Source organism: Embleya scabrispora DSM 41855 (genome assembly GCF_000372745.1).
Classification (GTDB): Bacteria; Actinomycetota; Actinomycetes; order Streptomycetales; family Streptomycetaceae; genus Embleya; species Embleya scabrispora.
Genome location: NZ_KB889668.1, coordinates 119,133 through 133,217, shown reverse-complemented (window position 1 = coordinate 133,217; position 14,085 = coordinate 119,133). Strand labels below are relative to the sequence as shown.

Genomic DNA, 14,085 nt, shown 5'->3' with positions numbered 1-14,085 from the left:
TCGCCAGCTCAACTCCCCCAAGTCGCCAAGCTCAACTCCGCCCCGGCGCGTCAGCGCCCCCGACCCACCCCCACCCAAGTGATCGACGCGCGAAGCGCGGAGAGCGGCGGAGCCGCCAGTTTGGACTTCGTGGCCCGGAGCGAAGCGGAGGGACACGAAGTCCCGAGCGAGGGGCCGCTTTTTTGCGGAGGAGCGAAGCGGGGGAGCAAAAAAGCGGTGCCTCGCGAGCCGGCGCCGAAGGCGCCCAACAAGCAGTAATCACAGTCCGAACGCGTCGCGTCGATCCTCCGGAACCAGGTCCGTGTACTCCGGGTGCCTGACAATCCAGTCCTTGATGAACGAGCAGTACGGCAACACCGCGAGGCCCCGCTCCCGGACCGCGTCCAGCGCCGCGCGGGCGAGCCGACCGCCCAAGCCCCGGCCACCGAATTTCGGGTCGATCTCGGTGTGTGTGAAAGCGACCTCGTCGCCGCTGACGAAGTACTCGGCGAAGCCCACGAGTTCGGTCGCCCGCAGCGGCGGGGCGACCGGGCCGGTCGAGGTGCCGACAGCGGCCTCGACGGCGGTGAATATCTCGTAGCGGGACTGCGCCGGGTTGTCGGTCACACGCGTTTCCATACCGCTGCCTCCTGGGTCACGATCGGGACCTGCGGCCCGGGCAATGTCGTCCGCGCGCACGTCCTTCGGCCACACCGATCGCCGCACTCGCGCGTCCCACCGTATCCGGCGCCGCAGGCGGCCGTGTCGCCACCGCTGCCGCCGTTCCGCCCCGAACCCGCCGGCCCGCCGCCCCGAACGGGCTCGGGCTCACTCGGGCTCGTCGTCGACATACACCTTGGTGCCGTCCGCGTACACCTTGCAGATCCGACCACTCTCGTCGGTCCCGACCGAGGGCAGCCCGGCCGCATGCAGCTCGGCGACGGCCTTCCGGACGCCCTCCTCCATCAGTTGATCGAATCGCTCCGGGCCGATCCGGTCCCGCAAGGGCTCCCCCATCGACACTCCTCGGAAATTCGCGCGGTCACCCGGATCACCCCGTGGCACCCGTGCGTCAAGACTGCCAGGCCGACCTCGACGCCGACACCCTTCGGGCGGATCACAGCCCCAGGGCGGACCGATGCCGTAGAGGGACCAGGTCGAGGTATTCGGGGTGCTCGATCATCCAGGCACGCAGGTAGGCGCAGTTGGGCACCACCCCGACGCCGCGCTCGCGCGCGGTGTCGAGTGCGGATCGCACCAGCACGTCACCCAGACCGTGCGCGGCGAAGCGCGGATCCACCTCGGTGTGGATGAACGCGATCACGTCGTCGTCGCCCGGGAAGTATTCGGCGAACCCTGCGAGTTCGGCCGGATCACCGCCGGCGAGAAGCTCGAATCGGGACTGCGCCGGGTTGTCGATCACGCGCGTGCGCATGGTGCCTCCTGGTCCGGACCGGGACGTACGACCCGGACCTTCACCGTACCCAGCGCCCGCGTCCCATCCGAAGGGCCCGGCCGCGACCTGCGGATCCGGGCCGCCCGCGCCCGCCGATTGCCCGGTGCGCGCGGGCTCGGCCCGGCTCAGGCGTCGAACGCCGTCGCGCGGGCGACCTTCTCCCACACGTCGATCTCGGACCGCACGGTGTCGAGGTGGGCGACGAGCGCGTCCACCGCGTCCGCGCCCAGCGGCAGGCGCAGCGGGGTGGCCTCGGCGGCGAGCGCGGTCAGGATCGCGGTGGCGGCCTTGGCCGGATCGCCCGGCTGTTGCGCGTCGCCCGCGCCGACCATCCCTCGGGTGACGCCCACCGCCGACTCGGAGTACTCGGCGATCTCGGCACTGGCACCGGCGGCGCCCATCAGGCCGGTCCGGAACGCACCCGGCTCGACCACCAACACCTTGATGCCGAACGGCCGCACCTCGTCGGCCAGTGCCTCGGACATACCCTCCAAGGCGAACTTGGTACCGCTGTAGGCCGAGAAGCCCGCGAACGACATCTGTCCACCCATGCTGCTCAGTTGCACGATCGCCCCGGACCGGCGAGCGCGCATGTGCGGCAGCACGGCGCGCACCAGCGCGGCCGGGCCGAAGACGTGCACCTCGAAGAGTGCGCGCAGTTCCGCGTCGGTGGTCTCCTCCAGCGCGCCCACGTGGGTGCGACCGGCGTTGTTGACCAGGACGTCGACCCTGCCGTGCCGGACCACCAGTTCAGCCACCGCGGCCTCGATCCCGGCCGCGTCGGTCACATCCAGGCGGACCGCCTCGATCCGGTCCGGATGCGCGGCCACCAGATCGGCCAACGACTCGGGCCGGCGCGCCGCGGCCACCACGGTGTCGCCGGCGGCCGCGGCCGCCTCGGTGATGGCCCGCCCGAAGCCGCTGTTCGCACCGGTGACCAACCAGATTCTGCTCATCGTGTGGTTCCCCTCGTGATCGTCCCGCCGACTCCGCACGTCGTCGTCGGCGGCGTTTCCCGTGCCATCACTGTGTCGTGCGGGCCGGTGCCCGGTCCAAGACCGATGGTGATAGCCGATGGTTATCGACGAAGGGGCCACCGACGACCGAGGACGGGCCCGGTCACGGCGGGCCGACGACCACCGTGTGGTCCGTGGCGCCGGATCGCACCTCGAACACGGTGAACCCGTGCGGCCCGGCCAATACCTGGTGCAGACAGCCGGCCGGGATGAACACGACGTCGCCCACCCGCATGTGCACCCCGCTTGCCAAACCCTCGCCGGAGAAGACGTCGCAGCTTCCCGCGGTGAGCAACACGATGGTCTCCTCGTCCCCGTGGTGGTGCACCGCGGTCCGCTCGCCCGGGCCGAGCGTGGCGAAGAACCCGCACAGACGTCCGGCGCCCACGGTCGCGGCGGACACACGTTCGCTGATCCGGATGCCCTGCGCACCGACGACGTCGGCGCCGGCGGGTACGAGCACGGCTTGGTTCACGAATTCACGGTCGACCATGGGTTCAGGGTCGACGCCGGGCCGATGCCGGAAACGCGCGTGCCGCCGAACCACACCGAATGGGCGAGTCCGCCTCCGCTGCCCGGGCACTCGAATCCGGGCCCGGGACGCCTCTTTCGCAATCATCGCCGCGCCGGCACCCTTGGGGCGGCCTGGGGCGTGTCCGCAAGCCTCCACGTGGTCCGGCCGGGTCCGCGTGCGGTCCCTCGACGCGGGAGCAACGGTGGCAGACAAGGGGAACCGGGCCGGGCACGTCGTGCCGAACCACGATGTGGCCGCGAGTGCCGCGCGGGCGATCGTGCGGGACGTGGTGGCCGCGGCAGCGGCGGCCGGGCGCGCGGTGAGCGTCGCGGTGGTGGACGGCGCCGGCGTACCGGTTGCGTTCGAGCGCATGGACGGCGCGTTGCGGTTCAGCGCGGATCTGGCCACGGCCAAGGCTCGCACCGCCGCCGCCTTCGGGCGGGCCACTGCGGCGATGGAGGAATCGCTGGGCGATCGGCCGGCGTTCGCGTCCGGCTTCGTTCAGCAAGGGAGTTGGTATCTGGGCCGCGGCGGTCATCCGCTCCTGGTCGACGGCCGACCCGTGGGCGGGGTCGGGGTCAGCGGGGACGCGGCGCAGTACGAGGACGAACTCGCCCGCGCCGCGGCCGAATCCTTCCGGCGATGACGCGGGCGTTTATCCGATGCCGCGCCCGGCACCGGATGGTCGCCAACCGGGAACCGGTCAACCCACGATGCGCTTCTCCACCGCCACCGTCGCCCGCTCCACCCCGCGGGCCACGTCCCGGACCAGGCCGTTGACGCGCAGCAGCAGCGCCGAGGTGACCGTGGTCGCCGCCTCGACCAGGTTCCCGGACGCGGCCGCCGTTCCCGCCGCCGCCACCGCGCCGCGTACGCCGCTCGTCGCCGGCGGGAACGGCAAGGGCAGCGGGCCCGCCTCCGAACGCAGGTCGGAGAGGCGGCCGTTCTTCAGCGCCGTCATCGCGTCCTCGCCGGACACGTACCCCTCGCAGTGGCCGTACCCCTTCAGCGCCGCGTGCAGGAAGGCGGTCGCGTACACATTGGTGATCGCGTGTTGTTCGGCGAAGTCGATTCCGGGCTTGCCGTCCCGGGGCAGGCCGGGCAGGTGGATGTCCATGTCGCTCGGGTCGAGGAACTGCACGTGGTTGCCGCCGCTGATCTCCACGTACGCCTTGTAGCCCCGCGGGACCAGATTCAGGTAGTGCACGCCCGATCCGGGTGAGATCTTGTCGTTCTGCCCCGACACGATCAGCGTCGGCGCGGCCACCTTGGCGACGTCGGCGTCGATCCGCGCGTACAGGTCGGGTTCCTTGACGTTGCGACCGGGTGCGAAGCCCATGACCGCGCGGATTCGCGTGTCCTTGGCCGCCGCGATCAGCGCGCCGGCCCCGCCCAGGGACACCCCCACCGCTGCGAACGCGTCCTGCTTGATCAGGCCGCGCAGCGGGTTGAACCGGTCGTCGTCGATGTCGATCAGCTTGTCGATGGCATCGCTGATGGTGTCCGCGTGCACGTGCGGGTCGAGCGCGAGGATGTTCTCCGGGAAGTAGCGGAAGACGATGTAGCCGTGCCGCACCACGTAGTCGGTGAACCAGTCGTACATGTTCGAGCCGGTCCAGGTCGCCGGCGCGAAAACGATGGACGGGTAGGAGCCCTCGGACTTGTCGGCCGGGGCCAACCAGCCGTCGTACTCGGCCGGATAACTGATCTTGGCAAGGGTGAACCCGGGTCCACCGGTCCAGAACGGGAACTCGATGGTGCCGATGCCGAAAGGTCCGGGCCGGTCCGGTCGTACCGGACTCTCGGGCACGAATGTGGTTGTCATGAAGGGAGTCAACAGCCCGCCGACTCCCTTTCACACGGCGATACTTGGCCAAAGTATCGAGACCCCGGTCACAGTCGTCGGTCGTCGGTCGTCGGTCGTCGGTCGTCGGTCGTCGGTCGTCGGTCGTCGGTCGTCGGTCGTCGGTCGTCGCCCGAAGGCGACCGCGACCGGCCCTCGACGCGCGGCCCGGCCGGCGTCCCGCACCGCACGGCTATTGATGGACCATCAGCAACACGGCCCGGTTGTCCTCGGCCAGACCCCGGTACACGTGCGGACGGGTCGCCTCGAAGCGGATCGAGTCGCCCGTCGACAACTCCCGACGATCGGCGACCGGACCCGTCTCGATCCGGCCGGCGGTGACCAGCAGGCACTCCTCGACGCCGGGGCGATGCGCTGCCGAGACCTGTTCGGCGTCGGTGACGTCGAGTTCGTACAGTTCCACCCAGCCGCGTACGTGCACCCGGTGCAGCAGGCGGGCGTGCACCGCCTCGCCGCTCACCTGCGGCCCCTGGTCGGCCCGGACCACCGTGACCGCCGGCGCACCGCCGTCGAGCAGGCCGCCCAGCGGGACGTCGAGCGCGCCCGCCAGCGCCCACAACGTGCTCAGGGTGGGATTGGCCTCGCCCTGTTCGATGCCGTGCAGTGTGGACTTGCTCAGGCCCGCGCTCGCGGCGAGGTCGGCGAGCGAACGGCCGGCCGCTTCGCGGAGCACCCGGATGTTGCGTCCGATTTCCCTTGCGATGGTCATGGCGTTCATTATGCTGGATCCTCGTACCAGTTTACCGGTACACCGTGACGTTCGCTCCTCGACACCGTTGGGATGGAGAACATGATCACGCGCGTCTCCCGCCTGGAGCACATCCCCGGCATCGGCGTGGACAAGGTCGGTGCCGCCGCCGACGCCGCACACGATCCGGACCTGCTGCGGCTGGAGAACCTCGACACCGACATCCGCCCGCCGGCCGTCGCCCTGGCCGCCACGAAGGCCGCGGTCGACGACGACGACGCCAACAGCTACCTGCCGTTCCACGGTTCGCTCGCCCTGCGCGAGGCCGTCGCGGCGCACGTGGGCCGCATCGCGGGGCGCGCGTACGACCCGCACGATCAGGTGGTCAACGCCGCCGGCGGGCTCAACGGCATCCTCGACGTACTCCTCGCCACGGTCGAACCGGGCCGCGAGGTGGTGCTCGCCGACCCGATCTACGCCGGCCTGGTCAACCGGATCCGCCTCGTCGGCGGCGTTCCGCGTCACGTGCCGTGCACCGCGGGCCCGGACGGGTGGAGCACCGACCCGGACGAACTCGCCGCCGCGGTCGGCCCGAACACCGCCGCGGTGCTCGTGATGGCCCCGGTGATGCCCACCGGCGCGCTGCTCGACCACACCCACTGGGACGCACTGGCCCGCGCGGTGGCCCGGCACGACTGTTGGGTGATCTACGACGCGGCGATGGAGCGCATCCGGTTCGACGGCAGAGCGCCCGACCACCCGGCGGCACACCCCGGGTTGGCCCACCGCACCATCACCTGCGGCGCGGCCTCCAAGGAACTGCGGATGATCGGCTGGCGGGTGGGCTGGGTGGTCGGGCCCGCCGAGATCATGGCCGACGTCAAACTCGTCGGTCTGAGCAACGTGGTCTGCCCGGTCGGCATCGGCCAGGCGGCCGTCGCCGCCGCGCTGTCCGCACCCGACGCGGACGCCGACGTGGCCGCCGCGACCGCGATCTGGCGGGATCGCTGCGCGACCATCGTGGACGCGCTCGCCGACTACCCGTGCATCCGACCGCACGGGGGCTGGTCGTTGCTCATCGACACCGCCGCGCTGGGCTTGGCCCCGGAGGTCGCCGCCGAACGGCTGTTCCGGCTCGGGCGGATCGCGGCCACACCGATGAACGGCTGGGGGCCGCAGGGCAGTACGCATCTGCGTCTGGTCTTCGCCAACGAACCGGTCGAGCGACTGGGCGACGTACGCGCCCGGTTCGCGGCGGCATTCGGCTGACCGGGAGCCTGTCCGGGAGTTCACGACCCGCCGGAGCCTCAGCCGTTCGCCAGGGTGCGGCCGAGGAGGGGGAGCAGGCGGTCCCAGTGAAGCCGCAGTGCGGCGGGGTCGAAGGCGTCGGTGTCGGACATGGTGAAGCCGTGAACGGTGCCGGGATAGATCTCGGAGGTGTAGTCGACACCCGCGGCGTCCAGGGCCCGGTCGAGCTCGCCGAGAGCCTCGGGCGTCATGTCGGTTTCGGCGTGCCCGAGGTAGACCTCGGCGGTGAGCTCGGCGAGGCTGTCAGGCCCGTCGGCGCCCACGGGGCCGTGGAATCCGGCGACGGCGGCCACCCGGCCGGGGTGGGCCGCGGCGGTGCGCATCGCCAGGAGGCCGCCTATGCAGTAGCCGGTCACCGCGACCGGCCCCGCGCCGACCTCGGGCCGAGTGGTGAGGAACCCGAGGTAGGCGTCGGCGTCGCTCAGGACACGTTCGGTGGTGTGCGCCTCGATCATGGGCATCAACCGGGCGAAGACCGCAGGCCGGACCTCTTCTCCGATGTACTCGGGAAGTTCGATCACCGGTGCCGGGCCGTGCCGGTAGAAGAGGTTGGGGACGAGCACGTAGTACCCGTGCTCGGCCGGCTCGCGGGCCATCTCCCGCAGTACGGGCCGGATGCCGAAGCCGTCCGCGTACATCAGCACCCCCGGGTGCCGCTCGCCGCGGTCGGGGAAGGCGGCGAAGGCGTCGGCCCGGCCGTCCGTGGTGGGAATCTGCAACATCGTGGTGGGAATAGCGGTCTTCCTCCCTCAGTTCACCAAATAACGTTTATCTCACTAACGTTTTCGGCGTGAGTGACCGTACATCGTTAGTGTGACTAACGCAACGGATAGGATCGGCGCCATGATCACAGCCGAGGCCGCGGACATGCCCGACGACGGCACGAGCCGGACGCCCGATCGGCTGCGTCGACTGCCGAGCCGACAGTTGTCGCAGCTGACCACGCGGTCGGACCGGCTGATCAACGAGGGGTTGGCTCGGGTCGACGCCCGCAAGTGGCACTACGCCGTGCTCGCCTCGCTCCAGGAATACGGGCCCGGCAGCCAGGCGGCGCTGAGTCGGCGAACCGGCATCTACCGCAGCGACATGGTCGGCGTGCTCAACGAACTGGCCGAGCGTGACCTCGTCGAGCGAGTGCCGGATCCCGACGACCGGCGCCGCAACATCATCACGATCTCCGCCCGAGGCCGTCGTCGCCTGCCCCGCCTCGACAAGGTCCTGGACGACCTCCACGACGAACTGCTCGCGCCGCTGAGTCCGGCCGAGCGCGACCAACTGACGCGGTTGCTCGGCCGCTTGCTGGATTACCACACCCGAACCGCGCCGCCTGGCACCGCGCCTCGCCGCGCCGGAGAAACAGGCGAGTAGAACACCCTGCGGCTGCTTCTCGGTTCCACGGTCGCACGGCACCGGACGGCGCGGCCCGATCCGCCGAGATCCACCGGGCCGGACCCGGGATGTCTCCGGTTGCGGGCGTGGACCGCCCGCAGGACCTTGGAAACAGGGGGCATCTCTCGAACGAGGTTGCGGAGACGACCGTGTCCAGTGGTAAGAGGAAGCTGACCGAAGAGCAGCAGAAGGTCGTGGAGGACGCCGCGGCGAGTGTCGCCAAGGCGTACGACGACGCGCGGGCCCGGGTGCTCGATGCAGGCGTGGACCCCGACGAGGGTGGCGGGACGCCGTGCCGCCGGTGCGGCTGCGACTCCTTCATTTTCGGCGCGGACGGTCTGAACAAGTGCAAGCGGACCTCTCCGGCCCGATGCGGCCACGACTGGATGAGCCACGACGTGTTCTGACCCTCCGGTGGGGATCGGGAGCGGTTCCCGCTCGATCTCCACCACTGGGCGCCGAATGTCGCCTCGACCGCGAACTTCGATCGGCCGCCGCTCGCCCGCCCGCCCGCGCCGGCCGGGCCCGGCCGGCTGCCGTGCTCAGCGGCCGGAGTCCCCCGAGACCAGCCGCAATCGCACCCGCTCGCGCGGGCTCTCGGCGATTGTCGTGCCGAGGCCGACGCCGAAGCCCAGGCCGTCGGAGCCGTCGGAGCCGTCGTTGAGGAGCCTGCACATGGCTTCCTTGGAGTGGTTGCCCTCGTCGAGCAGTCGGCGGATCAGCGGCTCGTCCTCCGGCCGGTCCGCGCGCTCGGGGTCGGCGATGCCCTCGGACAACCGCTGGACCAGGTCGAGCAGTGCGTGGTCCTCGGGTGTGAGGCCACCGGTCCGCCACCCCTGTGCGGCCGGATGATTGCGACGCAGCGCAGCGCCCGCGGCCACCGCGCGGGCCGAGTTCGCGTCCCGCAACACGGCTATCGCGCGCGCGGCCCACGCTCGCGGGCTCTGCCGACGGCGGTAGGCGAGCCGATGCTCGGGGGGTGCGACGCGGCGTCGGGCGGTGCGCACGGCGGCGACGTGTCCGCGCATACGATCCACCGTCGGGCCGTCGGTCCACTCGATGCCCCACGCCGCGATGCCCTCGACGACGATGCGCACCTCGGTCCCGGCGATTCTGGTCAACTCCCCGTCCAGCCCGACCTCCCGGATCCCGCGATCGCTCACCGCTGCTCCTTCCGATCGCGTGATCACCCGTTCGGCCACCGTTCCGGATCATGCCCATGCCGAAGGGTCCGAACACAAAATACATCTCTGAACCGGCATGGCGGATCGGCTCGCATTTGCGACCCAATGATGAGCATTTGGCCGGCAGATGCAAATCGGCCGGCCGGCCGTGCAGACCGCCGGCCGCCGACCGGGCCACCATCGGGCTCGACTCGCGTGTTCAGTCCGGCAGTTGCTCGTGCACACGCAGCAACAGCTGGTTCAAAACGCTGCGTTCGGAGGCGCTCAACGGCTCCAGCAACCGGTCCTGAACCTCGCGCGCGTCCGCCTCCAACTCCGCCAGGGCGATGCGGCCGGCCGCGGTGAGGCTGACCTGGATCCGGCGGCGGTCCGTCGGGTCGCGCACCCGCTCCACCCAGTTCGGGACGGCGAGTTCGTCGAGCACCTTGACCACGTCGCTGGCATGGATGGCCAGCCGAGCGGCCAGGTCGCGCTGCGCATGCGGACCGAAGTCGGCCAGCGCGGCGAGCACGGCCATGTGCCACAGACGCAGCCCCCTCCCGGCAAGACGGTCGGCGAGCCGGCCCCGGGCGGTCTTTCCGACCCGGGACAGCAGGTAGGTGGTCAGCGCGGTCAGCGTCGGTGGCGCGGTCTCGTCCATGACGAATACTATAGGGTTCAACCAATGATTGGTCTGCACCCACGAATTACGGAGCTCGGATGGACGCCCTGCACCCACGCCTCCTGGTCGACCGCTTCGCCGACTGCTTCCGCTTCTACGACGCCCTCCTGCCCGAACTGATCGGCGCCACCCGCACCCGGGGTGCCGAGCACGGCCCCTACGCGAGCTGGGACGTGGGCACCGAGGGCGTACTGATGTTGTTCGACCGTACGGCGATGGCCGAGGTGGTGGGCACCGGCCTTCTGCCCGGCGAGTCCCCCGGGCCCACGCAGGACCACACGATGCTCGTCAGCCGGGTCGCCGACCTGGACGCGGCGTACGCACTGTGTCTGGCGCACGGCGCGCACCCGGTCACACCGCCCACCCACCGCCCGGCCTGGGGCGAGGGCCTGCACACCGCCCACGTCCGCGACCCGGCCGGCACCCTGCTCGAACTCCAGTCCTATTGAGGCGCGTTCGACACGGTGATCGGTTCGAGTCGGGCCAGCACGGCATCCAGGGCCTGCTCGCGGGGCAATACGACGCCACGCTGGTATGCCTCGCGGTAGCCCGCCGTGCCCAGGGCCGCGACGAGCCGGTCCACCAGCAGTCGCAGGTCCGGACTGCCCGCGTCGAAGATGCCGCGCAACGCCGCACTCAGCCCGAGCGCCTCGGCCGCGCCGACCGGGTCGCCCTCCCACCGCAACACCGCGGCGAGCAGTTCCGCCGTCGGCGCGACGTCCGCCAGGTCCCGACGAAGGACCGCCGCGGCGGAGGTCGCGGGCAGCAACTCCCGGGCACGCGCGGCCGGGGCGGCCGGATCCGTGATGGCGAAGCACGCCGAGTCGGTCCGCATCGCGGTGCCGGAGGACGCCGGGTGGGCCCGATCCGTGGCGGCGGACGGCACCGGGTCGACCTCGTGCGTGCGACCCGTCGACGCCGGGTCGACGTCCTCTTCGACGCCCGCTTCGGCAGTCGCCTCGGCGGTCATCTCGGCGGTCGTCTCGAACGTCGCCTCGGCCGCCGCGAGGAGCGTGGCCAACCGCCCCTGCGCGAGCATGTCGCCGACCAGCTCGGCGGGCAGCGACAGGCTCTCGGCAAGTGCCCCCAGGCGGTCGAGCATCCCCTCCGCCGCTTGGAACTCGCCGGATCTGCGGTGCAGTTCGGCGCGGCCGGAGAGTACCGCGAGCTCCAGATACCGATGCCCGCGCGCCCACGCCTGCCGCTCCGCGGCGTCCAGCTCGCCCCGCGCCCCGACCAGGTCGCCGGCCCGCATGCGTTCGGCCGCGAGGGTGCCCCGGTACAGGGACGCGTCGTCCGCGGCGCCCAGTTCGCCGGCAAGCGCGACCGCCCGCTCGAACGCGCCGATCGCCGGCCCGTGTTCACCGCGGATCGAGTGGTGCGCGCCGATGGCCATCAGCGCCGTCCCCAGACCCCACCGATCGCCGACCGCGGCGAACCCGGCCAGCGCCTCGGCCCGCGCGCTCGCCCCCGCCTCCCAGTCACCGCGATCGGTGTGCACGAAGTCCGTCATCCAGTGCGCACAAGCCCGGACCCACGGATCCGACCCGGACGCCATCCGGGCCAGTTCGCGCTCGCCCGCCTCGGTATTCCCGGACAGGAACGCTGCCAGCGGCAGTCCCACCACAAGCGCCGGGTAATGCTCGAACACATCGGTCCGGGCGCAGGCTTCGAGCAGCGAACGCAGTTCCTCGCCGTCCGCGAGCCGTGGCGCGCCGATCCCGGCCAACAGGCGCATCACGGCAAACGCGGCCCGCGCGTGCTCGGGCAGCGCGTCGCCGAAGCGCAACACCTCGGGCACGATGGTCTCGAACGGCGCACCGATCCCGCGTATCCCCCAGTACCAGAACAACGCACCGGCGAACCCGGCCGCATCCGCCGCCTGCCCGGCGTCCACGAACGCCCGCAGCGCGGCCATCAGGTTGTCGTACTCCGCATCCAGCAGCGCGAGCGATTCCAACTGCGCGGAAGTGCGCAGCAGCGGGTCCTGCTCATACGCGAGCGACAGGAAGTAGCGCTCGAACCGGGCCGCGAACTCGCCCTGTTCACCGGCCCGCACCAACTGTTCGGCCGCATAGGCGCGCACCGTCTCCAGCATGCGATAGCGCGGTTCGCCCTCGCCCACCGCGTCCACGATCGACTTCTCCACCAGCGAGCCGAGCACATAGAACACGTCGTCCACGGGCAGCAGTTCGTCGGCACACACCGCCTCCAGCGCGGCCACCGTCGCGCCGCCCGGGAATACCGACAACCGCCGGGCGAGCATTCGTTCCGGCTCGGCCAGCAGATCCCAGCTCCACTCGACCACCGCGTGCAGCGTGCGCCGACGCGGCGGCTCGGCCCGGCTGCCCGAGTCGAGCAGGCGGAACCGGTCGTCCAGTCGCCGCGCGATCTGCCCGACGCTCATCGCGCGCAGCCGGGCGGCGGCCAACTCCAACGCGAGCGGCATCCCGTCGAGCCGCCGGCAGATCTCCACCACCGGACCGATCGTGCCGGCGTCGAGCGCGAACCCGGGCCGCACCGCACCGGCCCGGTCCAGGAACAACCGCACCGACGCCGCCTCGGCCGCCGCGGCGAGGTCACCTTCCGGATCACCGACCGGAATCGGCACCGGCAGCGGGCCGACCCGACACAGCGCCTCGCCGGTGATGCCCAGCGGCTCCCGGCTGGTCGCGACGACGGTCAGCTGCGGCAACCGGTCCAGGAGGCGGTAGGTCAGCTCCGCCGCCGCGTCGACCAGGTGCTCGCAGTTGTCCAGAATCAGCACCGCCGCACCGACGTCGAGCAGTTCGGCGACCCGGTCCAGTGCGGTGCCCGTTCGACGCGGCCGGCCGTCCGAGGAGCGCAGGTCCCACGAGCCGAGCGCGGACAACACCGCGTCGGCCACCCCGTCCGGCGTACCCACACCGGCCAACGGCACGAACCACACCCGGCCGCGCCGGTACGCCTGATGCCGGGTCACCGCCTCGACGGACAACCGGGTCTTGCCCGCACCGCCGGCGCCGACCAGGGTCACCAGCCGGGAACCGGCCATCAGCTCGGCGAGCAGCCGCAGTTCGTCGTCCCGGCCGAAGAAGCCGGTGAGCCGGGCCGGGAGCGGCGGGGCGGCGGGCGCGGAAGGTGCCGCGGGCCGGTCCAACTCGCCGCGCAATACCGCGAGATGGGTCTCCCGCAGTTCGGCGGACGGGTCCACGCCCAGCTCTCCGGCCAGGCGGCCCCGGATGTCCTCATATCCGGCCAGCGCATCCGCCTGGCGGCCCACCGCGTACAGCGCCCGCATCCGCATCGCCGCGGTCCGTTCGCGCAAGGGGTGCGCTGCACAGGCCGCCTCCAGGTCGGCCAGCACCTCGGCATGCCTGCCCAACCGCAGCTCCGCCTCGAAGCGGTCCTCGGCCGCGTCCACCCGCAACCCGTCCAGCCGCGCCGCGACCGCCCGGGCGAACGGCGCCTCGGCCAAGTCCGCCAGCGCCGGCCCCCGCCACAACGCGAGCGCTGCGGCCAACACCGAGGCCGCCTCGTCCGGTCGGTCGGCGGCCAATGCGCGTCGCCCGCGCGCGGCCAGTTCCTCGAAGCGATGCGCGTCCACGTCCTCGGCGCGCACGCCGAGCCGATAGCCGCCGCCGACCAGGTCCACCGACACGTCGGCCGGCCGCAACACCTTGCGCAGCCGCGACACCAACGTCTGCACCGCGTTCCCGGCATCCGCGAGCGGCTCCGCGCCCCACAGCCCGTCCACCAGCGCGTCCACCGACACGACCCGGCCCGCGTCCAGCGCCAACCTGGCCAGCAGCATGCGCAACCGCACCCCGCCCACCTCGATCGGCGCGCCGTCATCGCCCTGAGCCCGAATCCCGCCGAGCAACCCAACCTGCATCCGGCCAGGATCGCAGAGCCCCGATCCCGACCGATGGGTGGTGGGCGCGCGGGCCGGAATGGGCCGTCCCCGGCCGCGCCGCACGCCGGACCATCACGGCAACGGTGTGTGGTCGACGGATCGCGGATTGTGCGACCGCACGGTAAGGGCGT

16 protein-coding genes are annotated in these 14,085 nt (G+C 71.7%); 5 read left to right on the top strand and 11 right to left on the bottom strand.

Annotation, left to right across the window (positions count from 1 at the left end):
- Positions 1 to 258: 258 nt before the first annotated feature.
- The 5 genes from A3IC_RS0122045 to A3IC_RS68855 all read right to left on the bottom strand — a co-directional run bounded on the left by A3IC_RS0122045 (position 259) and on the right by A3IC_RS68855 (position 2,944).
- On the bottom strand, positions 259 to 618 hold the full coding sequence (locus A3IC_RS0122045; protein WP_020552226.1) for a GNAT family N-acetyltransferase: 360 nt from the start codon (positions 616 to 618) through the stop codon (positions 259 to 261).
- Positions 619 to 807: 189 nt separating this feature from the next.
- Positions 808 to 996 (bottom strand): hypothetical protein, encoded by a 189-nt coding sequence (locus A3IC_RS68860; RefSeq protein WP_158696051.1) that lies wholly within the window; start codon positions 994 to 996, stop codon positions 808 to 810.
- 100 nt (positions 997 to 1,096) lie between these two features.
- Positions 1,097 to 1,414, bottom strand: coding sequence for a GNAT family N-acetyltransferase (locus tag A3IC_RS0122035; protein WP_020552224.1), 318 nt, complete (start codon positions 1,412 to 1,414; stop codon positions 1,097 to 1,099).
- A 146-nt stretch (positions 1,415 to 1,560) separates the two neighbouring features.
- Positions 1,561 to 2,391, bottom strand: coding sequence for an oxidoreductase (locus tag A3IC_RS0122030; RefSeq protein ID WP_020552223.1), 831 nt, complete (start codon positions 2,389 to 2,391; stop codon positions 1,561 to 1,563).
- A 163-nt stretch (positions 2,392 to 2,554) separates the two neighbouring features.
- The gene (locus A3IC_RS68855) at positions 2,555 to 2,944 is read right to left on the bottom strand and encodes a cupin domain-containing protein (RefSeq protein ID WP_020552222.1); all 390 of its coding nucleotides are present in this window, start codon (positions 2,942 to 2,944) and stop codon (positions 2,555 to 2,557) included.
- A 223-nt stretch (positions 2,945 to 3,167) separates the two neighbouring features.
- Between A3IC_RS68855 and A3IC_RS68850 the strand changes: the two genes are divergently transcribed.
- The gene (locus tag A3IC_RS68850) at positions 3,168 to 3,611 is read left to right on the top strand and encodes a heme-binding protein (RefSeq protein WP_020552221.1); all 444 of its coding nucleotides are present in this window, start codon (positions 3,168 to 3,170) and stop codon (positions 3,609 to 3,611) included.
- A gap of 57 nt (positions 3,612 to 3,668) precedes the next feature.
- Here A3IC_RS68850 and A3IC_RS0122015 read toward each other — a convergent pair whose 3' ends face one another.
- Both A3IC_RS0122015 and A3IC_RS0122010 read right to left on the bottom strand, forming a co-directional pair.
- The gene (locus tag A3IC_RS0122015) at positions 3,669 to 4,790 is read right to left on the bottom strand and encodes a poly(ethylene terephthalate) hydrolase family protein (RefSeq protein WP_020552220.1); all 1,122 of its coding nucleotides are present in this window, start codon (positions 4,788 to 4,790) and stop codon (positions 3,669 to 3,671) included.
- A 211-nt stretch (positions 4,791 to 5,001) separates the two neighbouring features.
- Positions 5,002 to 5,538, bottom strand: coding sequence for a helix-turn-helix domain-containing protein (locus A3IC_RS0122010; RefSeq protein ID WP_052173697.1), 537 nt, complete (start codon positions 5,536 to 5,538; stop codon positions 5,002 to 5,004).
- An 81-nt stretch (positions 5,539 to 5,619) separates the two neighbouring features.
- On the opposite strand from A3IC_RS0122010, the gene A3IC_RS0122005 reads away from it, so the two are divergent.
- Positions 5,620 to 6,786, top strand: a complete 1,167-nt coding sequence (locus tag A3IC_RS0122005) for a pyridoxal phosphate-dependent aminotransferase (RefSeq protein ID WP_040877002.1) — start codon at positions 5,620 to 5,622, stop codon at positions 6,784 to 6,786.
- Positions 6,787 to 6,824: 38 nt separating this feature from the next.
- On the opposite strand, the gene A3IC_RS0122000 is transcribed toward A3IC_RS0122005, so the two are convergent.
- Positions 6,825 to 7,547, bottom strand: coding sequence for a dienelactone hydrolase family protein (locus tag A3IC_RS0122000; protein WP_020552217.1), 723 nt, complete (start codon positions 7,545 to 7,547; stop codon positions 6,825 to 6,827).
- A 121-nt stretch (positions 7,548 to 7,668) separates the two neighbouring features.
- Here A3IC_RS0122000 and A3IC_RS0121995 point away from each other — a divergent pair, with 121 nt between their 5' ends.
- Both A3IC_RS0121995 and A3IC_RS0121990 read left to right on the top strand, forming a co-directional pair.
- Positions 7,669 to 8,193, top strand: a complete 525-nt coding sequence (locus A3IC_RS0121995; protein WP_020552216.1) for a MarR family winged helix-turn-helix transcriptional regulator — start codon at positions 7,669 to 7,671, stop codon at positions 8,191 to 8,193.
- Positions 8,194 to 8,363: 170 nt separating this feature from the next.
- A complete protein-coding gene (locus tag A3IC_RS0121990; RefSeq protein WP_158696050.1) occupies positions 8,364 to 8,621 on the top strand; it encodes a DUF6422 family protein in 258 nt (85 codons plus the stop codon).
- A gap of 135 nt (positions 8,622 to 8,756) precedes the next feature.
- Here the strand turns inward: A3IC_RS0121990 and A3IC_RS0121985 are convergent, their stop codons facing one another.
- Positions 8,757 to 9,377, bottom strand: a complete 621-nt coding sequence (locus tag A3IC_RS0121985; protein WP_026218571.1) for a hypothetical protein — start codon at positions 9,375 to 9,377, stop codon at positions 8,757 to 8,759.
- Positions 9,378 to 9,597: 220 nt separating this feature from the next.
- Positions 9,598 to 10,038, bottom strand: a complete 441-nt coding sequence (locus A3IC_RS0121980; RefSeq protein ID WP_020552213.1) for a MarR family winged helix-turn-helix transcriptional regulator — start codon at positions 10,036 to 10,038, stop codon at positions 9,598 to 9,600.
- Between the two features lie 59 nt (positions 10,039 to 10,097).
- Here A3IC_RS0121980 and A3IC_RS0121975 point away from each other — a divergent pair, with 59 nt between their 5' ends.
- On the top strand, positions 10,098 to 10,508 hold the full coding sequence (locus A3IC_RS0121975) for a VOC family protein (protein ID WP_020552212.1): 411 nt from the start codon (positions 10,098 to 10,100) through the stop codon (positions 10,506 to 10,508).
- On the opposite strand, the gene A3IC_RS0121970 is transcribed toward A3IC_RS0121975, so the two are convergent.
- Positions 10,502 to 13,933 carry an AfsR/SARP family transcriptional regulator gene (locus A3IC_RS0121970; RefSeq protein ID WP_020552211.1) on the bottom strand — a complete coding sequence of 1,144 codons (3,432 nt, stop codon included), beginning with the start codon at positions 13,931 to 13,933 and terminating at the stop codon, positions 10,502 to 10,504. The two genes, A3IC_RS0121975 and A3IC_RS0121970, sit on opposite strands and share 7 nt — an antisense overlap.
- Positions 13,934 to 14,085: the final 152 nt, after the last annotated feature.

Bases quoted from the DNA above. Each gene is read 5' to 3' on its own strand.
- A3IC_RS0122030 (WP_020552223.1), bottom strand. From the start codon at position 2,391: ATGAGCAGAATCTGGTTGGTCACCGGTGCGAACAGCGGCTTCGGGCGG.
- A3IC_RS0122035 (WP_020552224.1), bottom strand. From the start codon at position 1,414: ATGCGCACGCGCGTGATCGACAACCCGGCGCAGTCCCGATTCGAGCTT.
- A3IC_RS0122000 (WP_020552217.1), bottom strand. From the start codon at position 7,547: ATGTTGCAGATTCCCACCACGGACGGCCGGGCCGACGCCTTCGCCGCC.
- A3IC_RS0122005 (WP_040877002.1), top strand. From the start codon at position 5,620: ATGATCACGCGCGTCTCCCGCCTGGAGCACATCCCCGGCATCGGCGTG.
- A3IC_RS0122010 (WP_052173697.1), bottom strand. From the start codon at position 5,538: ATGACCATCGCAAGGGAAATCGGACGCAACATCCGGGTGCTCCGCGAA.
- A3IC_RS0121980 (WP_020552213.1), bottom strand. From the start codon at position 10,038: ATGGACGAGACCGCGCCACCGACGCTGACCGCGCTGACCACCTACCTG.
- A3IC_RS0122015 (WP_020552220.1), bottom strand. From the start codon at position 4,790: ATGACAACCACATTCGTGCCCGAGAGTCCGGTACGACCGGACCGGCCC.
- A3IC_RS0121975 (WP_020552212.1), top strand. From the start codon at position 10,098: ATGGACGCCCTGCACCCACGCCTCCTGGTCGACCGCTTCGCCGACTGC.
- A3IC_RS0121995 (WP_020552216.1), top strand. From the start codon at position 7,669: ATGATCACAGCCGAGGCCGCGGACATGCCCGACGACGGCACGAGCCGG.
- A3IC_RS68855 (WP_020552222.1), bottom strand. From the start codon at position 2,944: ATGGTCGACCGTGAATTCGTGAACCAAGCCGTGCTCGTACCCGCCGGC.
- A3IC_RS0121970 (WP_020552211.1), bottom strand. From the start codon at position 13,933: ATGCAGGTTGGGTTGCTCGGCGGGATTCGGGCTCAGGGCGATGACGGC.
- A3IC_RS0122045 (WP_020552226.1), bottom strand. From the start codon at position 618: ATGGAAACGCGTGTGACCGACAACCCGGCGCAGTCCCGCTACGAGATA.
- A3IC_RS68860 (WP_158696051.1), bottom strand. From the start codon at position 996: ATGGGGGAGCCCTTGCGGGACCGGATCGGCCCGGAGCGATTCGATCAA.